This window comes from Shewanella zhuhaiensis (assembly GCF_022484835.1).
Lineage (GTDB): Bacteria > Pseudomonadota > Gammaproteobacteria > Enterobacterales > Shewanellaceae > Shewanella > Shewanella khirikhana.
The window spans coordinates 58670-75617 of record NZ_JAKUDL010000010.1 but is presented as its reverse complement, the minus strand read 5'-3'; the positions used below and the strand labels follow the sequence as shown (position 1 = coordinate 75617).

Here is a 16948-nt window from a genome sequence, read left to right as displayed (position 1 = left end):
AAATTTCGCCCGCTAACGGCCATTGAGGCTCGCCGCAGGCGTGTGAATTGTTTAGAATTGATTTTTGAATGCCTGCTTTTCGGCGATTGTCCGTTGGCAGTGTTGCGGCTTGGTCGCTAATCACGGCAGACTGTTTCTCTGCCCGGGAGAGTTATGCAACTTTTTGTAAAAGATTTAACGGTTCTCGATTTTTCCTACCTCTGCGCCGAGCGCGGCATGGTGGGCGAGAGCTGGATAGTCGATGTGGTCCTCGAAGGGGGCCTGGACAGTCAAAATATGGTGCTGGATTTTGCCAAGGTAAAACGCACCATTAAAGACACCATCGACAGAGTGGCCGACCACCGGCTGCTTATCCCCACGGCCTCATCCAATGTGCGCTGGCAGCAGCAGGGCGACAGGGTATGGATGGATTTTCACAGCGATGTGGGCAACATCCACCTGGCTTGCCCAAGTCAGGCTTTTGCACTGATCCCTGCCGAGAGAGTCGACTTCGAGGCCGTGAATGCCTTCCTGCGAAAAGCCCTGCGGGAAGCCTTGCCGAACAACGTCGACGGTATTCATCTCACCCTCAGAACCGAGTCCCTGAGTGGCCCGTTTTATCATTACAGCCATGGACTTAAAAAGCACGATGGCAATTGCCAGCGCATTGCCCACGGTCATCGCAGCCCGGTGCAGATATTTGAAAACGGTGAAAGTGCTCCGGACTGGGACGCCTACTGGGCCAAGCGCTGGAAGGATATTTACCTTGGCACTGAAGAAGATGTAGTGCCTGTGGCGGAACTGGAATTGTCGGCGCAGTGCCGTATTGATGATGAGTCCCACATCGGTTTTCGCTATCAGGCGCCCCAGGGAGATTTCCAGCTCGCGATGCCCAAGGCCATTTGCGACATCATTCCCCACGACACCACGGTAGAGCTGCTGGCCGATTTTATGGCCAAAACCCTCGCCCAGAAGGTACCCGGCAGCCACTTTAAAGTGATTGCCTACGAAGGTATTGGCAAAGGCGCCATTGCCGCCGCCGAAATCGCCGCCGACTGAACGTTGTAAACTCGCTACCTGAAAGGACATTCTCCGATGATAAAGCCCTGGATTGCCGCCCTGTTACTGACACTCAGCCCCGGCGTAATGGCGCAGATTGAACTCAGTGGCAAGATGGAGCAGGGCTCACTTATCCGTGGCAAGGTGCCTGCAGGCAGCAATGTCAGTCTGAATGGCACGCCATTGAGAGTGACCCCGGAGGGGGAATTCGCTTTTGGCGTCGAGCGTGAAGGCGAGCTTAAGCAAACGCTGCAGGTGGTGTATGCCGATGGCCTCACGGAAATCAAGCCCCTGACTTTTGCCAAACGGGAGTACCGGATTTCTGAGGTGAATGGCATTGCCCAGAAAATCATGAAACCTGATCCCAAGGCGCAGGAGCGCGCCGCCAAAGACAGCGCCATGACCAAGGCCGCCCGAGCCACGGATTCGGATATCACCGCCTTTGCCAAGCCCTTTATCTGGCCGTTAACCGGCCGTATCTCGGGAGTATATGGCAGCCAGCGGGTGTATAACGGCGTGCCCGGTAATCCGCACTTTGGTGTGGATGTAGCCGCCAAAACCGGCACTGTGGTCATTGCTCCAGCCGATGGTGTGGTCACGCTGGCAGTGCCGGATATGTTCTACTCCGGCGGCACCATAATCATTGACCATGGCTATGGTGTAAGTTCAAGTTTTCTACACTTATCAAAACTTTACCTTAAAGTTGGCGATAGTGTGAAACAGGGTGACAAGATAGCCGAAGTCGGCGCCACCGGCCGTGCCAACGGCCCGCATCTCGACTGGCGCCTGAACTGGTATCAGATGCGCCTCGACCCTGCTACCCTGGTGCCATCCATGAAAGACGTGCTGGCCCAAAAAGACGCTGCCAAAGTTGCCAAACACTAGCTCAGCCACCTCGCTTCATCAGAATAAAGACGCCGCACTCTAGTTGCGGCTTTTATTTATCTGGTTAATCCAGAACAATAGAAAAGGCGATGCTTTAGACGCCTGCCTCTACCATGGCTATGATTTTGGTGGCTTTTTCAAAATGGTCCAGCCGGTGGGTTTGGATCCACTAGGTTGCGGCTTCCATCAACAGCTCAGGATCATCATTGCGGTTGGCAAAAAAGGCATAGAAAGAGACACCCACAGTCTCTCCCGTTTTAGCAATTTTCTTTCGGCAAACCTGAATGACCTTTTCTCTAAGTGATTCTCTCATAATAGTTATTTAATTATTTAAAACTCATGTGCTTAAGTTTTGGTGTTAGTGATGAGCCATGGCAAAACCAAGGATCCTAAAGCTCGAATAAATCAGCAGCAGGGTACAATTTAGTGCGAGCAGCAGCCATACCCAGCTGACAAAGCGCTTCAGACGTTTTTTGCAGCGTTGCCAAATGCCGTCGCCGGGCATGATTTTCTCGGGTACCCGATTAAACTGCTTGGCAATACCGTACAAACAAAATGACCAGCCAAAGCCAGCAATGGTGGGCATCAGATAGGGGTCAAACTCACTGCCGCCGGCAACCAAAATCCAGACCGTTCCGATAAGGCAAAGCATACCGAGTAGTAACCACAAGTTGCGAATAGGGTAGAGCCTTTGCGCCACACTTTGCATAATGTCAATCAAGTTAAATACTCGCTTAAAGTGGTAAATGTAACCGAAAACAGGGCGAGCTGGCATGTCACAGCAATACAGTGGCGTGATAAAAAGTTACGTCACTGGGCAGGCCCGGGTTATTGCTCTTGGTAAAATGGCATAATGGGGGCATTCAATTGCTCCAACATGCCGCTGATAGCCTCGATTCCCTGATTATAAAATGCCTGATCTTCACAAATGAACTCGGTAACGGATAAGTTGGAAAGCGACTGATAGGCCTGATGATATCGCTGATTGTCCAGGGCGTGGTTTTCGAGCAATTGCGTGACCTTAGCCTTGGGGAAGGCAATATCGCAAAGCTCACTCACCCTGTGGTACTTCCCCCAAAGCCCTGAAATAATAGCCGTTATTTGCTGTTGTACCTCTTTAATCCCATTGATCCGGGCATTAGCCTCAGCCATCACTGCATGGTATCTGTCTGCAAATTCGCCGCTATGACTGCCATCTTCTATGTCCCCGGGAGAGATGTTTTCCTGCATGAGCCTTTGCAGCAAAGCATCAAATTCAGATTTAGCTTCAAGAGTGGCGCTCATCTCGGTTAATAAACGCTCTTTGGCTAACTGCAGCTGGGTAAAGTCTGCATCGTAAATAGAGGTTTCATCCGTGGCGGAGGAAACAGATAAACCCAATAACAAAAGACTGGCGACTGTATTCATAGTAACGTCTTCTTTTAATGTGATTTTTAAAGCTCTCTGTCGGTTTACATAAACCACTCACCGGCAATCATTACCAGATGCGCCAGCATATGGGCGAGGATGGCGGCCTCAAGGCCCCTTCGCCAATACAGCAATCCGGCTATCACACCCAAAATGCTGTTTCCGATGATGATGTAGGTTATCAGCGCGGGAGTAAGCTCCACTGAAAGCAGACTCGCAACCGGTAAATGGCCAACTCCAAAGAGAATGGATGACAGCAAAATCGCAAGCAAATAACAGTGCGCGCCTGTCTCGGCCCCCGGCTTTTGGCTGAGCCTGTATATAACCCAGGTAAAAAACGACATCAGTCCGTAGCGGATAAGCACTTCTTCGGTGATCCCGCCATAAAGGAGCCTGGTGTAAATGGGCGGTGAAAATTCTCGGCCGTTTTCGAGAAACCCTGCTGGCAGCGAGGGGGCTGAGAAGGCAAAGAAAGCGACCAGTAGCACTCCGCCGAGAATGCCACCCACAATGGCCGGCAACAGCATTGCTTTGAGCCGTGTGGCCACGGAGTCGCCTGCGAGCAGGGCGTCAATGACAGGCGTACCTAGCTTAACTTTCGGGCCAGTCCAGTCGCCAAGCAGCACCATCGCCAGTACCAGCAGTGACGACTGAAGCACCGAAATCAATTGTAGTAATCCCGTAGACACTGGTGGCCGTTCGCCGGTAAGCAGTATCAGTTTGGGAACGAGCGGCAGGGCGGATAACACACCCAGCAACCCCAGCGAGAAGAGAATTAGTAGTTTAATGTATTGCTTGTTATTGTATTTATACATAATTTCTATGACGTATTAGCTGTATAAGAAGGTTGCAGTGGAAAATCGTTCTTTCGTCAACTGCCGACCTGAGCCGCTTTTAATCACTATTGCCATTATCAAATATTGAGGTGTGAGCCCTAATTGCCACGCCGCCTTGGCTCTTGCTGATGCAGGTATCGGCTGAAGGTATCGGCCGGGCGGCCAGGGCCATTGGCGGCCAGAGCGCGACGCTACGCTCGGCTTCCAACTGACTAACCCAGCGTCTGAGTGCTGACTCCCTGATATCGAGTGAACGGCAGGCCTCGGGGATGGAATAACCTCGGTGGAGCACTAAACTGGCAGCCTCAAGTTTGAACTCTGGGGTAAAGGAACGTCTTTTTCTGGCCATGAAACACCTCGTCATCAGATGGCAACTTTACCACCTAAAATGGTGTCCGGATCCATTAGAGCACTACAGCTGGCGAGTGATAGAGAGTGCTTTTAGACTTCCTGAAAGTGCCCGCTCAGTTGGCGGGTTATGCCTCATGATACTGGTTGATGACCTGAATGCTTTTTTGCATTTTGCCTTGGGCGACATTTAGGTGAAACTGCACTTGTTTCAGTTCAATCAGCAGCTTTTTCAGCACAGCTTCTTCTTTGCCATCCATATCGGCGGCAATCTGCTCCATTTTCGAGAATGCCAGTTCATTGGTGAGGGACTCCGCTTTTTCCAGTGCCCGGTAACTTTCTGAAATATCAATCAATAGTTCAACGGGTAACTGGTCGAGCTCTGCCCGGTGCTGGGAAAATTTCCATACGGCAAAATCCACGTCCAGAATCCGCAATTCGTAGTCGAATTCGGTGCTTTTCCCGGCGCTCAGGGTTGAGAGGTATCCGTTGGTTTGGGCAATACTGCTGGCAAATGTGGCGCTGACTTGCTGAAGGCTTTTAAGGTTGTTATTGATTTCAAATTCAACTTTTTTCAGCAAGTTGTCGGCTTGTAGCCTTTGCTGGTATCCCTGGTACCAGGAATTTACCGCCAGTGCCAACAAGATACCCGCAGAAACTATGGTGAGTTCAAACAGGATTTTTCCGGCGACTTCTTTCACTTTATCTTTTATGTGCATGTTAAAAATGTCTTCAATAAATGGAGGATAAACGTCGAGCCAGGCTTCGCCTTTACGGCAAAACGGTGCGATTCGATTATTGGATAATGAATATCAGCGGTTGGTGTTTGACGGATAGCGTTTCACTACCCCACGCCGTGTTTTTGATTGTTGAGTTGCCAACCTCGAGGGACTCAGGGGCTTTGAGTCTCTTGGCTTTGAGTCTCTTGGCTTTGAGTCTTTTGGCTTTGGGAAAGCGGCCAGCGGCGCTCAGGCTTCAGGCACGCTTCCGCCACTGATTTTGGCCACCAGACTGCCGGGCTCTCCTTGCTGCTATTGGTTGCTATCATTGGAAGTTTAAGCGTATGAGATACTGCTTAATTCCTGATTTAACGTCCTTTTCTTAACACAAGCTAGTTGTGTTTTGCCGGAGTGCCTAAGGTAAAACAGCCTCTATGTGATATCAAGGTGAAATCGGATATTGGCCGCCTGCGGACCAGATACAGGCCTTAAGTACGGCTCAAAGGCCCCGAATACGGCCAAATAACGAATAGTGCAATAAAAAAAAGCGCCCGAAGGCGCTTTTTGAGTCATAGGCTGGTAAGCAAGCTGGTGGCTTATTTGCTCAAATCGATGCGATACACAGCATAACCCAGCTCGTCTTTGCCGACCTTGGTCATGGCGCGCTGCTTGTTTTGCTCGATAAAGGCATCGGCCTTGGCACTGTCCTGGGTTTCGAAACGCACATCCAGCGTCACAGCGCTATTGATGGTCACAAAGTCCCAGTTGTAGTCGGCGGTGGGGTTAACCATGCCATCGTAATTGCCGGTGGTTTCGTTGTACTTCGACTCGGCGGTGATATAGGCCGCCAGCGCTTCACGGTTGGTATCTGGCAGCTCCAATACCACATGGTCGCTGCCGGTACCGGCAAACTTGCCACCGAAGGCGCGGTAGTTGTTGGAGGCAACAATGAACTCTTTGGTCAGCAGCTCGTCGCCACTGTAAACCTTGCCGTCGCTGTCTTTAAAGGCCAAATCCACGATGCGGTTGGCGTTCTCATTCACAACCTTACAGTCACGGTCGAACTTGCTTGGCTGAGTGACGTCAATCTTGTAGGTCATGCCGTCGAGCACATCGAAGTTATAGGTTGGATGGCCAGCCCAGTTGATGAGGAACTGCGGCTCGCTCTTGGCTGGGTCAATCTGGTTGAATTGATTGGCGGAGCATTCCAGCCAGTCTTTAAGCTCAGCGCCTGTAGCCTTTACCGCCACCATGGTGTTGGGGTAGAGGTAAAGGTCAGCAGCGTTCTTAAAGGTCAGCTCGCCTGCGTCTACCTGTACGTACTGATCCGCATCCGAGGTGGTGCCGTGGCGGCCACCGGCCTTGAAGGGAGCGGAAGCCGATATCACCGGCAGGTGTGCAAGCGATGCTGGCAGCTTGGCCTTGACGTTGGCAATTTGGGCGTCAGAGACGATTTGCACTGTTGGGTCGTCCTGCACCAGGGTGAGGAAGCTGTACATGTCGGCTGCGGCCACACCGATAGGCTCGTCGACGAAGGCGAGGGTGCCCTGATGCTCAAGCTCTACAGCATCGTGGATGTCTTTGTCGGCGTCCACCAGAGGCGCTTTGTTGGCGCCATCGTAAATGGGACGGGCCTGGGTTGTAACATCGAGCACACTCCACTTGCCGTCCTTGCGGGCCAGCTTAAAGTCGACCACGCCGAGGTTGTCACCCCAGCGGCCGGGCATCACGGCGGCTACGCCATTGAGCAGGCCTTTTTCCACGTCGGTATTTGGCAGGTCACTGTAACGTGCATCCGGGAAGATTGAGTGGCTGTGGCCGAACATGATGGCGTTGATGCCATCAACCCGGGTGAGGGCGTAGGTGGCGTTCTCTGCCATTGGGTCGCCTGGGTTTTCCACCGAACCAATGCCGGAGTGGGGGATGGCGATAATGATATCGGCGCCCTTGGCTTTCATTTCGGGCACGTATTTTTGGGCTGTTTCCACTATGTCAGCGGGTTCGACCTTGCCGGTGAGGTTTTGCTTGTCCCACAGCATGATTTGCGGCGGCACAAAGCCGATATAGCCGATTTTCAGCACATGCTTATCGCCGTTTTGGTCGATAACTTCTTTTTCTTCAATCACGTATGGGGTGAACAGGTGCTCGCCCTTTTTAATGCCTTTCCAGCAGCCGTTATCGTCGGCGCAGTAAACGTTGGCATTGATGTAAGGGAACTCTGCACCGGCGAGGGATTTTTCGAGGAACTCAAGGCCATAGTTGAATTCGTGGTTGCCGATGTTACCCACGCTGTAGCCAAGCAGGTTCATGGCCTTGTAGGCAGGGTGTACGGCGCCATCGGCAATGCCGACTTTGGCCATATAGTCGCCCATGGGGCTGCCCTGTAGCAGGTCGCCGTTATCGACCAGCACATGGTTTGGGGCTTCCTTGGCGGCGGCCTTGATAAGGCTGGCGGTGCGTGCCAGGCCGATGGTTGGATCTTCTTTACCGCTGTAGTAGTTGAAGTCCATGATGTTGGTGTGCAGATCTGTGGTTTCCATTACCCGCAGATCCACCAGCACTTCTTTTTCCACTTTGTCGTTGTCGGAGCCACAGGCGCTTACGCCCAATGCAGCGGCGATGGTTACCGCCAGTAAATGTTTTTGGTTCATATCCATATCTCTTGAAATTATGTGGGAAGCTACGAATGCATCCTCGCGCAGCGCTGGCTTTGTCCGCGACGACTGGCCGCGCAGCGCGAGCACGGGACTTATTCGGACTTTCCCTTACCCCGGGCATGCCTCTGTGGGCACGCTCCATCATCCAACCCAGCGCATTAAAGCGTTGGGAGCGGCAAGAGTATCAGCTCTACAGCTTGCAAAAATGTGACCGGGGAGCAGAAACTGCGTATCAAATTGTGTCCCGGCTCACGGCTGCTGGCTTTATGAACCAATGCGCATGGCTGTCTGTAAACGACTGTCTGTAAATGCCTGGTTGTAAACGCCTGCCGACAAATGCCAGTTGGTAAATGGCGGTTGGCAAAAGGTGGCTGCAAAAAAAGTGCAATAACAGCTGTGTAATAAAAGCTGCGTACTAAAAGCTGCGCAATAAAAAAGCGCCCCGAAGGGCGCTTTGGTCGTTACATCGATTTTTGCAGCAATTACAGCAGGCCGCGGCGTTTCAAAAGCGCATCCACTGTGGGCTTTTGGCCACGGAAGTTGATGTAATCCTGCATCAGATCCCGGCTGTTACCCATAGACAAAATCGCTTTGCGGTACTTATCGCCGTTCTCTCGGGTCAGGCCTCCCTGGGCCATGGTGTGGGCAAAGGCGTCTGCGGCAAAGACTTCGGTCCAAAGGTAGGCGTAGTAACCTGAGGAGTAACCACCGGCAAAGATGTGGCTGAAGTAAGTTGACTGGTAACGTGGCAGCACAGGGCCAAAGTCCACGCCGTGCTTGGCGAGCGCCTTGGCTTCGAAAGCCTTGATATCATCAACTTTGGCGTCCTGACCTATGGAGTGCCATTCCATGTCCAGCAGCGCAGCGGCCAGATATTCCACTGTGTCGTAACCCTGGTTGAAGCTCGCGGCAGCCTGCACTTTTTTCAACAGCTCGGCCGGAATCGCTTCACCGGTTTGATAGTGTTTGGCGTAGTGGGTCAGCACCTCAGGGTCTACCGCCCAGTCTTCGTTGGCCTGTGACGGGAACTCCACAAAGTCGCGGGCGGTGGCGGTACCGGCAAGGCTTGGGTATTTCACCTGAGAGAAAAGTCCGTGAATGCCGTGGCCAAATTCGTGGAACAGGGTGGTCACTTCATCGAAGGTCATCAGGGTTGGCTGACCGGCCGCAGGCTTGGGGATATTGAGCGCGTTGTACACCACCGGCTTGTTGCCGCTAAGGAAGCTTTGGCTGACAAACTCATCCATCCAGGCGCCGCCGTTTTTACCGACGCGGGCGTAAGGGTCGAGATAGAAAAGCCCCACCGAGCTGCCATCATCGTTGAATACTTCATAGGCGAGCACGTCCGGATGCCACACGGGCAAGTCTTTGCGCTCTTTAAGGCTGATGCCGTAGAACTTGTTCATGGCATAAAAGAGCCCGTCTTTCAGTACGGTATTGAACTCGAAGTAAGGCTTGATTTGGCTTTCATCCAAATCGTATTTGGCTTTGCGTACCTTTTCGGCGTAGAAGGCCCAGTCCCATGGCTTAAGCTCAAAATCCGCACCGGCGGCTTGGATTTGCGCCTGAATATCGGCTGCCTCCACCTTGGCTTTGGCCACGGCTTTGGGGGCGAGGTCATCAAGAATGCCAAATACGGCATCGGGCTTGGCGGCCATCTGATCGCCAAGTACATAGTCAGCCCAGGTTGGGAAGCCCAGCAGTGCCGCCTTGTCGGCCCGCAGTTTGGCAAGTTTGATGACCAGCGCTCCATTGGTGCCCATGGCGCGGTTGGCAGAGGTGTTCCACAGCTTTTCGCGCAGGGCTCGGTTTTCAAGGCTGCCAAGCAGCGGTTGGCGGGTGGTGTTCACCAGGCTGATTAAATAGCCTTCTTTACCCGCTTCTTTGGCGGCGGCCGCGAGGCTGTCAATTTCGCTGTCACTTAAGCCGGCAAGCTCGGCGCGGTCAGTGACCAGCAGCACATCGTCTTTGAATGACTTAAGAATGTTCTGGTTAAACTCGGTACTGAGTTTGGCAAGCTCGCCGTTAAGCTCTCGCATTTTGGCTTTATCGGCATCATTCAACTTGGCACCGGCGCGGACAAACTGGTTGTAATAGAAATCCACCAGACGCTGGTCTTCGGCGCTGAGGCTCTCCTTTGCGGCAAACACGGCGGCAACACGGGCAAACAGCTTGTCATTCAGATAGATGTTGTCGGTGTGCTCGGTGAGTTTGGGTACCAGCTTGCCTTCAATGGCCTGCACTTCATCGTTTGACATCAGGCCGGAAAGGTTAAAAAACACCTTCAGAGTGCGGGTCAAAATGGCGCCGGATTTCTCCATGGCTACCAGGGTGTTGTCAAAGCTTGGCGCATCCGGGTTGGCGATTATGGCCTCAATTTGCTGGTTGTGCTCGGCAAGACCTGCTTCGAAGGCGGGCAGTATATCGGCGTTGTTGATTTTATCGAACTGGGGCGCGCCATAAGTGAGCGGGCTTGGGCTCATCAGTACATTGGTGGCCTGAGCAGTAGCTGCAGGCTCGGTCGCTGCTTGCCCAGTAGTTACTTGTTCAGTCGCCTCTGGTTGACTTGACTGCTTCGCCGCTGTTTGAGATTGCGCAGGGGCTTCTTTTGCTTGTTCGTTACAGGCAGACAAAAACAGCGCGGCACCGATGGCGGTGGCGATAAGTGATTTATGCATTTTGACTCCGTTAATCGTGACCAAAAGCGCCCGGAATGGGGCCTGGCATGCGATTGATTCCCGGCGCTTACCTTAACAAGCCCGCAGGTGGATTGCCAAGGGCAGGGCAAGGGATTGCGCTGGATTTGGCCAGCCGAAATTGTAACCAAGCCTGTTTGCCGCTGTTGAGGTGCAGGTGGCTGGAGCCAAGCGCCTGATAAAAAGGCCATGATAAAAAAAGCGCCCTGTTGGGCGCTTTGATGTTTGTTACTGCAAAACTGCTTACAGCAGGCCGCGGCTTTTCAGCAGTGGCTCAATGCTGGCTTCTTTACCGCGGAATTCACGGTACAGCAGCATGGGGTCTTCACTGCCACCCTGAGACAATACAGTCGCGCGAAATGCCTTGGCGGTGTCCTGGTTGAAAATACCTTTTTCGCGGAACGCCTCGAAGGCATCGGCGCCGAGGATATCGGCCCAGATGTAACCATAGTAACCGGCCGAGTAGCCGCCGGAGAATATGTGGCTGAAGTAAGTGGAGCGGTAGCGCGGCGCAATCTCATCAATCAGGCCCATCTTCTTGAGGCTGGCGGCTTCGAAAGCAGCAGCGTCCTGCACTTCGCTGCTCTCAAGGGTATGCCAGTCAAGGTCAAGCTTGGTGGCGGCAAGGTATTCAACCGTGGCAAAGCCCTGATTGAACTTGCTGGCGGCCTGGATTTTCTTCACCAGTTCATCAGGAATGACTTCGCCGGTTTTGTAGTGCTTGGCAAACTGCGACAGCACTTCGGGCTGAGTCATCCAGTTTTCGGTCACCTGGGATGGGAACTCAACGTAATCGCGGGGTACAGAGGTGCCAGACTGAGCTTCGTACTCAACGTTTGACAGCATACCGTGCAGGGCATGGCCGAATTCGTGGAACAGGGTGCTGGCTTCATCAAAGGTCAGCAGTGATGGCTCAGTTGCGGTTGGGCGCGGGTAGTTGAGCACGTTTACGATAATCGGCGCCACCCGCTCATCACCCAGACCGCTTTGTGAGCGATAGGCGTTCATCCAGGCACCGCCACGCTTGGAGTCGCGTACGTAGTAGTCGCCCATAAAAATGGCCAGCAGCTTGCCGTCTTTATCGAACACTTCCCAGGTGCGCACATCTTCATGATACTTGGGCAAGTCGCTGCGCTCTTTGAAGGTCAGGCCAAACAAGCGATTGGCGGTGTAGAACACGCCTTCGATGGTGGCATCCAGCGAAAAGTAGGGGCGGGTGTCCTGCTCATTGAAGCTGTACTTGGCAACGCGGATTTTGTCGGCGTAGTAATCCCAGTCCCAGGGGGCGAGTTTGAAGTTGCCGCCTTCGGCATCAATCAGTTTTTGCATCTCGGCTACTTCAGCCTTGGCCTGATTGATGGCAGCAGGCCACACCTTGTCCAGCAGCGCATAAACGTTGTCAGGATTTTGGGCAGTGTTTTCTTCCAGCACGTAGTGGGCGTGGGTTTTGTAGCCGAGCAGCTGTGCGCGTTCGGCGCGCAGCGCGGCAATCTCGGCCAGGATCTTTTTGTTGTCGTGGGCATCGTTGTGATTGCCACGCTCAACATAGGCGGTGTACAGCTGCTGGCGCAGTTCGCGGTTGTCGGCGTAGGTTAAAAATGGAGTGATGGATGGGCGCGAGGTGGTAAACACCCATTTTCCTTCCTTGCCACGGGCCTTGGCGGTGGCAGCGGCCACATCAATTACACTCTGGGGCAGGCCTGACAAATCTGCTTTGTTTTCAACAACCAGCTCAAAACCATTGGTTTCGGCGAGCACGTTATCGCCAAACTCCAGATTCAGCTTGCCGATTTTTTCATTCAGTTCACGCAGTTTGGCTTTGCCGGCTTCATCGAGGTTGGCGCCGCCGCGGGCAAAGGCCTTGTAGGTGTCTTCCAAAAGGCGGCTTTGGGCGGTGTTCAGCCCCAGGCTGTCACGCTGGTCGTATACTGCTTTGACTTTGGCAAACAGTTTGTCGTTCAGGAAAATATCGTCGCGGGCAGACGAGAGCATGGGCGATACTTGCTTGGAAATCGCCTGCAGGCCCGCGCTGGTGTCTGCTGAGGTCAGGTTGTAAAACACCGAAGAAACCCGGGTGATAAGCTCACCGCTTTTTTCCATGGTTTCGATGGTGTTGGCGAACGAAGGCGCGTCGGAATTGTCGATAATCGCCTGAATTTCAGCTTTTTGACGCTTGATGCCTTCTTCGTAGGCTGGCAGATAGTGGGCTTCTTCGATTTTGTCGAAGGCCGGAATGTCCTGATAGGTGTTGTAAGGCTCAAAGAAAGGGTTGATAGCGGCTACGGGTGTTTGCTCAACCGCTGCTGTTGCCTCAGTTTCTACCTTGGCGGCAGGCGTCTGGGTGGCAGCCTTGTTGTCATCATTGCCGCAGGCGCTCAGGCCCAGGGCCAGGGTCATGGCGACAACGAGGGGTTTGAGGGTTTGTCCCTTCATGGTTCGTTTCCTGTATCGAGTGTGTGGAAGATGGCGGCTAAATGTATGTTCGAATTCTGCGCCCGGGCAGCAATGACAGTGCCCGGTGGCGGCCGCCATCCGGCGTCAGCCCCTTGTGTAACATGTCAGCTACAGAGCGCCAAGGCTCTTGGGGAATTTGTTGTAACAAAGCATGAGTAAATGGTTATTTCCTGCGCCTTGGGTGTGGCACACTGGATAAACTGCGCCGTTTGGGGCTAATCCCGGGCTGACGCTGTTTACAAAAAAACGAGTTGAACCTAGAAAGCGCCAATCCAAAAAATCAAAACAGAAAAGCAAAAAACCAAAAATCTAAAACCAAAAATTTAAAACAACCAACGTCGATAACGAACATGAAAAAAATAACAGCCACCCGTTTTAGCCTGCGCTGCCTGTCTGCCCTTATTCCGCTATTGATTGCCACGTCCGGCTCGGCCACCCAGACTGCTGCGCCAGTGCCTTCCGCCGAGGCGCAAAAAGTCGCCGGGTACGCGGCGGCACATTTTCAGCAGGCCCAAATTGATACCCTGAAAACCCTTGTCAGCTACGACACCCGCGCCCGTGAGGGGCTGACGCCGGAGACCGACCCTGTGTTTGCCGACTTTAAGCGTGCGCTTGGGGTAAAAGCCCGGATGCTGGGGCTTGACGTAGAAGACAGCGGCTATGTGATGCTGATAAGCCTGTCGCCAAAGGACGCTTCTGCCAGTACCAAAAAGGTCGGGGTTATTACCCATGGCGATGTGCAGCCCGCCGACCCCAGCCTGTGGCCCCAAAGCCCCTATGAACTGACGGAAACCGCCGATGGCAAACTCGTTGGCCGCGGCGCCGAGGATGACAAGGGACCGATTGCCACCGCGCTTTACGCGATGAAGGCGATAAAAGACAGTGGCATTCCCATTAAGCGACGCATTGAGCTGCTGGTTTACATGGCGGAAGAGTCGGACTGGGATCCCTTGAAAGCCTTTTTAGAAACCTACCAGAGCGCCGATATCAACATTACCCTGGATGCTGAATACCCGGTGGTGACGGGCGAGAAGGGCTGGAGCCAAATCAAGCTGAGCTTGCCCCGGGTGATGGCGAAAGTTGCCGCCGATACGCCGGTGTTAACCCACTTCAGCGGTGGCAGTTTTGCCAGCCAAATTCCGCAGCAGGCCAGGGCGGTGATTCAAAACCCCAATCCCGCGCTGGTGACTGCCCTCAAAGCCCGCGCCGAGACCTTGCCCGTCAAAACGGACTTTATCGATGAGCCTCTGGGACTGGCAATTCTGGCCACAGGCAAGGCGGCGCATTCATCCACGCCGGAGGACGGTATCAATGCGGTGGCCTATCTGGCTGAGCTTTTGTCGCCCAGCGCCGATGGCAGCATTCCTGACTGGCCCATGACGACTGCCGCTTCCACGGTGGATTTTTTACATTCGCTGGTGGGTACCGGCCTTTATGGCGACAAATTTGGCAAGCTTGGCTACAGCGATGAGTTTATGGGGCCGATGACTCTGGCACCGACCCTTATTACTGAAACAAAAGCGGGCGCCGAAGTGACTCTCAATCTGCGCCGCCCCGTGGGACGTAGCCCCGACGAGCTGGATAAGCTTGCCATGGAGGCCATTCATGCCTGGCAGGACGCCGGAGGCACTCAGGTGGCTGATATAGAAACTTACTGGGGCACGCCCATGTTGGTTAAGGATGCGCCCCATCTTGAGACCCTGCTTGGCGTGTATGGCCATTACACCCACACTGCTGACCCCAAACCCATTGCCATTGGCGGCTCGACCAATGCCAAGTTGTTCCCCAATGCCTTAAGTTTTGGTCCGGCCATGCCCGGCGTGGAATACACGGGCCACAGCGAAAATGAATTTATCACCAGGGCGCAGCTTAAGCTGAACCTGGAAATGTACACAGCCGCGCTGGTGGAGTTGGCGATGCGAGACTAATGCAGCCCGCCGGGTTTCAGGAAACAAAAAAGCGCCTTTAAGGCGCTTTTTTACTCTAGGTGCGCATCAACGCGCTTTGGCAAGCGTGTTTTATCGCCCGTCAGTAACCCAGGGTTTCACTGGCACTTTGGCGCGGATCCGAGGCGCCATAAATACCGTCCTCAGTGACCACTATCGACTGGGTCGACCCCATGGCGTGTTTCACCTTCACCTTGTGGCCCATGGACTCCAGCAGACGGCGGGTATCCAGGTTCAGGCTGCGCTCGGTGCGGATTTCATCGGGATACCACTGGTGATGAACCCGGGGGGCAATGCTGGCCTCGGCAATGTTCAAATCGTAATCAACCACGTTCATGATGATTTGCAGCACGGTATTGATGATGCGCGAGCCGCCGGGGCTGCCGGTAACGATAAAGGGCTTGCCGTCTTTCATCACTATGGTGGGGCTCATGGATGACAGTGGCCGTTTTTGCGGCTCCACCGCATTGGCATCACCGCCGAGCAGGCCGTAACCATTGGGGCTGCCGGGTTTGGCGGCAAAGTCGTCCATTTCGTTATTGAGCAGGATGCCGGTGCCCTTGGCCACCATGCCGGAGCCGTAGCTGAAGTTGAGGGTATAGGTGTTGGACACCGCATTACCCCACTTGTCGACCACCGAATAGTGGGTGGTCTGATCGCTCTCATAGGGCGCCAGCTTACCGGGCTTGATGTCATCGGAAGGGGTCGCCTTGTTGGCGGCGATAGTCTTGGCTATGGCATCGCCATAGGCTTTGCTGGTCAGCGCCTTCACCGGCACGGTCACAAAGTCCGGGTCGCCCAGATACTCACTGCGGTCGGCGTAGGCACGCTTCATGGTTTCGGCCATAAAGTGAATGCTTTGGGCGCTGTTGTGGCCAAGCTCGCCCATGGGAAAGTGCTCGAGCACATTGAGCATTTGAATGATGTGAATGCCGCCGGAGCTTGGTGGTGGCATGGAGACCACTTCAAGGCCGCGATAGCTGCCGCGAACTGGCTCACGCTCCATCACTTTATAGGATTTGAGGTCGTCCAGCGTCATGATGCCACCGGCTTCCTGAACGGCGGCTACCAGTTTTTCGGCGGTTTCGCCTTCATAAAAACCCTTGCTGCCAGCCTTGCTGACGCGGCGCAGGCTTTCGGCCAGATCTTTTTGCACCAGGCGCTGGCCCACGGTGAGGTTTTGCCCTTCATTGGGGTAAAAAATCTCGGCTGACGTCGGCCACTTGGCTATCCAGCCATGCAGCCCGGCGAGTGAGCTTGCCAGCTCAGCGGTGACTTCTACCCCATCTTCGGCAAGCAAAATTGCTGGCGCTATCACCTCGGACAGGGTCATGGTGCCGTATTTTTCCAGCGCCAGTTCCATCCCCATCACTGTGCCGGGTACGCCTACGGCAAGACCGTGACTGCGACTGAGTTCATCCACCGCGTTACCGGCTTCATCGAGGAACATGTCGCGCTTTGAAGATTTGGGGGCAGTTTCACGATAGTCGATGGCAATGGTTTTGTTGTCTTTGGCCAAATGCACCAGCATAAAACCGCCGCCGCCGAGATTACCGGCGCGGGGCAGAGTCACGGCCAGCGCAAAGCCCACGGCCACGGCGGCATCCACGGCGTTGCCACCTTTTTTGAGAATATCCACGCCGATGCGGGTGGCCAGCGCTTCCTGGCTTGAGACCATGCCGTATTTGCCGAAAATCGGTTGGGCCGTGGCCATTTCACTGAAAATGGCGCTGTCATCCTGCAAAGGCTTGGTTGGCAGTTTGGCTTCGGCCGTGAAAGTGGCGCCAAAGGGCAGGGCGATGGCAAGGGCGAGTGTCAGCCCCTTTAGGGTAAAGGCACCGGGCCGTGAATTCATGATGGTTCCCCCAGAACGTATTTTTGTTGTGTATTTTTTACATTTTATAAAGTGGTCACTGTGCATGCTTGGCGTTTGCTTTGCAATGCTTTTACCGGTTTTACCTC

General features: G+C 53.9%; 12 protein-coding genes and 1 pseudogene. 3 read left to right on the top strand and 10 right to left on the bottom strand.

The features are described from left to right. Window positions 1-153 precede the first annotated feature (153 nt). Window positions 154-1038, top strand: a complete 885-nt coding sequence (locus tag MJ923_RS19250) for a 6-carboxytetrahydropterin synthase (protein WP_240592477.1) — start codon at window positions 154-156, stop codon at window positions 1036-1038. 36 nt (window positions 1039-1074) lie between these two features. Then, window positions 1075-1923 carry a M23 family metallopeptidase gene (locus tag MJ923_RS19245; protein WP_240592476.1) on the top strand — a complete coding sequence of 283 codons (849 nt, stop codon included), beginning with the start codon at window positions 1075-1077 and terminating at the stop codon, window positions 1921-1923. A gap of 94 nt (window positions 1924-2017) precedes the next feature. Here MJ923_RS19245 and MJ923_RS19240 read toward each other — a convergent pair. The 9 genes and pseudogenes from MJ923_RS19240 to MJ923_RS19200 form a co-directional block, all read right to left on the bottom strand. Then, window positions 2018-2236: pseudogene (locus MJ923_RS19240) on the bottom strand (DUF6500 family protein). A 45-nt stretch (window positions 2237-2281) separates the two neighbouring features. Beyond that, window positions 2282-2575 carry a hypothetical protein gene (locus MJ923_RS19235; RefSeq protein ID WP_240592475.1) on the bottom strand — a complete coding sequence of 98 codons (294 nt, stop codon included), beginning with the start codon at window positions 2573-2575 and terminating at the stop codon, window positions 2282-2284. A gap of 176 nt (window positions 2576-2751) precedes the next feature. Continuing rightward, window positions 2752-3330, bottom strand: a complete 579-nt coding sequence (locus MJ923_RS19230; protein ID WP_240592474.1) for a hypothetical protein — start codon at window positions 3328-3330, stop codon at window positions 2752-2754. A gap of 44 nt (window positions 3331-3374) precedes the next feature. After that, window positions 3375-3989, bottom strand: coding sequence for a CPBP family glutamic-type intramembrane protease (locus MJ923_RS19225; protein WP_240592504.1), 615 nt, complete (start codon window positions 3987-3989; stop codon window positions 3375-3377). 235 nt (window positions 3990-4224) lie between these two features. Beyond that, the gene (locus tag MJ923_RS20815; RefSeq protein WP_276313180.1) at window positions 4225-4515 is read right to left on the bottom strand and encodes a transposase; all 291 of its coding nucleotides are present in this window, start codon (window positions 4513-4515) and stop codon (window positions 4225-4227) included. A gap of 127 nt (window positions 4516-4642) precedes the next feature. Further along, window positions 4643-5233, bottom strand: a complete 591-nt coding sequence (locus MJ923_RS19215) for a hypothetical protein (RefSeq protein ID WP_126166720.1) — start codon at window positions 5231-5233, stop codon at window positions 4643-4645. Between the two features lie 596 nt (window positions 5234-5829). Further along, a complete protein-coding gene (locus MJ923_RS19210; RefSeq protein ID WP_240592473.1) occupies window positions 5830-7884 on the bottom strand; it encodes a bifunctional 2',3'-cyclic-nucleotide 2'-phosphodiesterase/3'-nucleotidase in 2055 nt (684 codons plus the stop codon). 488 nt (window positions 7885-8372) lie between these two features. Next, window positions 8373-10568 carry a M3 family metallopeptidase gene (locus MJ923_RS19205; RefSeq protein ID WP_240592472.1) on the bottom strand — a complete coding sequence of 732 codons (2196 nt, stop codon included), beginning with the start codon at window positions 10566-10568 and terminating at the stop codon, window positions 8373-8375. Window positions 10569-10829: 261 nt separating this feature from the next. After that, the gene (locus MJ923_RS19200) at window positions 10830-13019 is read right to left on the bottom strand and encodes a M3 family metallopeptidase (protein ID WP_240592471.1); all 2190 of its coding nucleotides are present in this window, start codon (window positions 13017-13019) and stop codon (window positions 10830-10832) included. A gap of 272 nt (window positions 13020-13291) precedes the next feature. Between MJ923_RS19200 and MJ923_RS19195 the strand changes: the two genes are divergently transcribed. Continuing rightward, window positions 13292-14968 (top strand): dipeptidase, encoded by a 1677-nt coding sequence (locus MJ923_RS19195; protein ID WP_276313179.1) that lies wholly within the window; start codon window positions 13292-13294, stop codon window positions 14966-14968. 100 nt (window positions 14969-15068) lie between these two features. Here the strand turns inward: MJ923_RS19195 and ggt are convergent, their stop codons facing one another. Further along, window positions 15069-16841, bottom strand: coding sequence for a gamma-glutamyltransferase (ggt, locus tag MJ923_RS19190; RefSeq protein WP_240592469.1), 1773 nt, complete (start codon window positions 16839-16841; stop codon window positions 15069-15071). Between the last annotated feature and the right edge of the window lie 107 nt (window positions 16842-16948).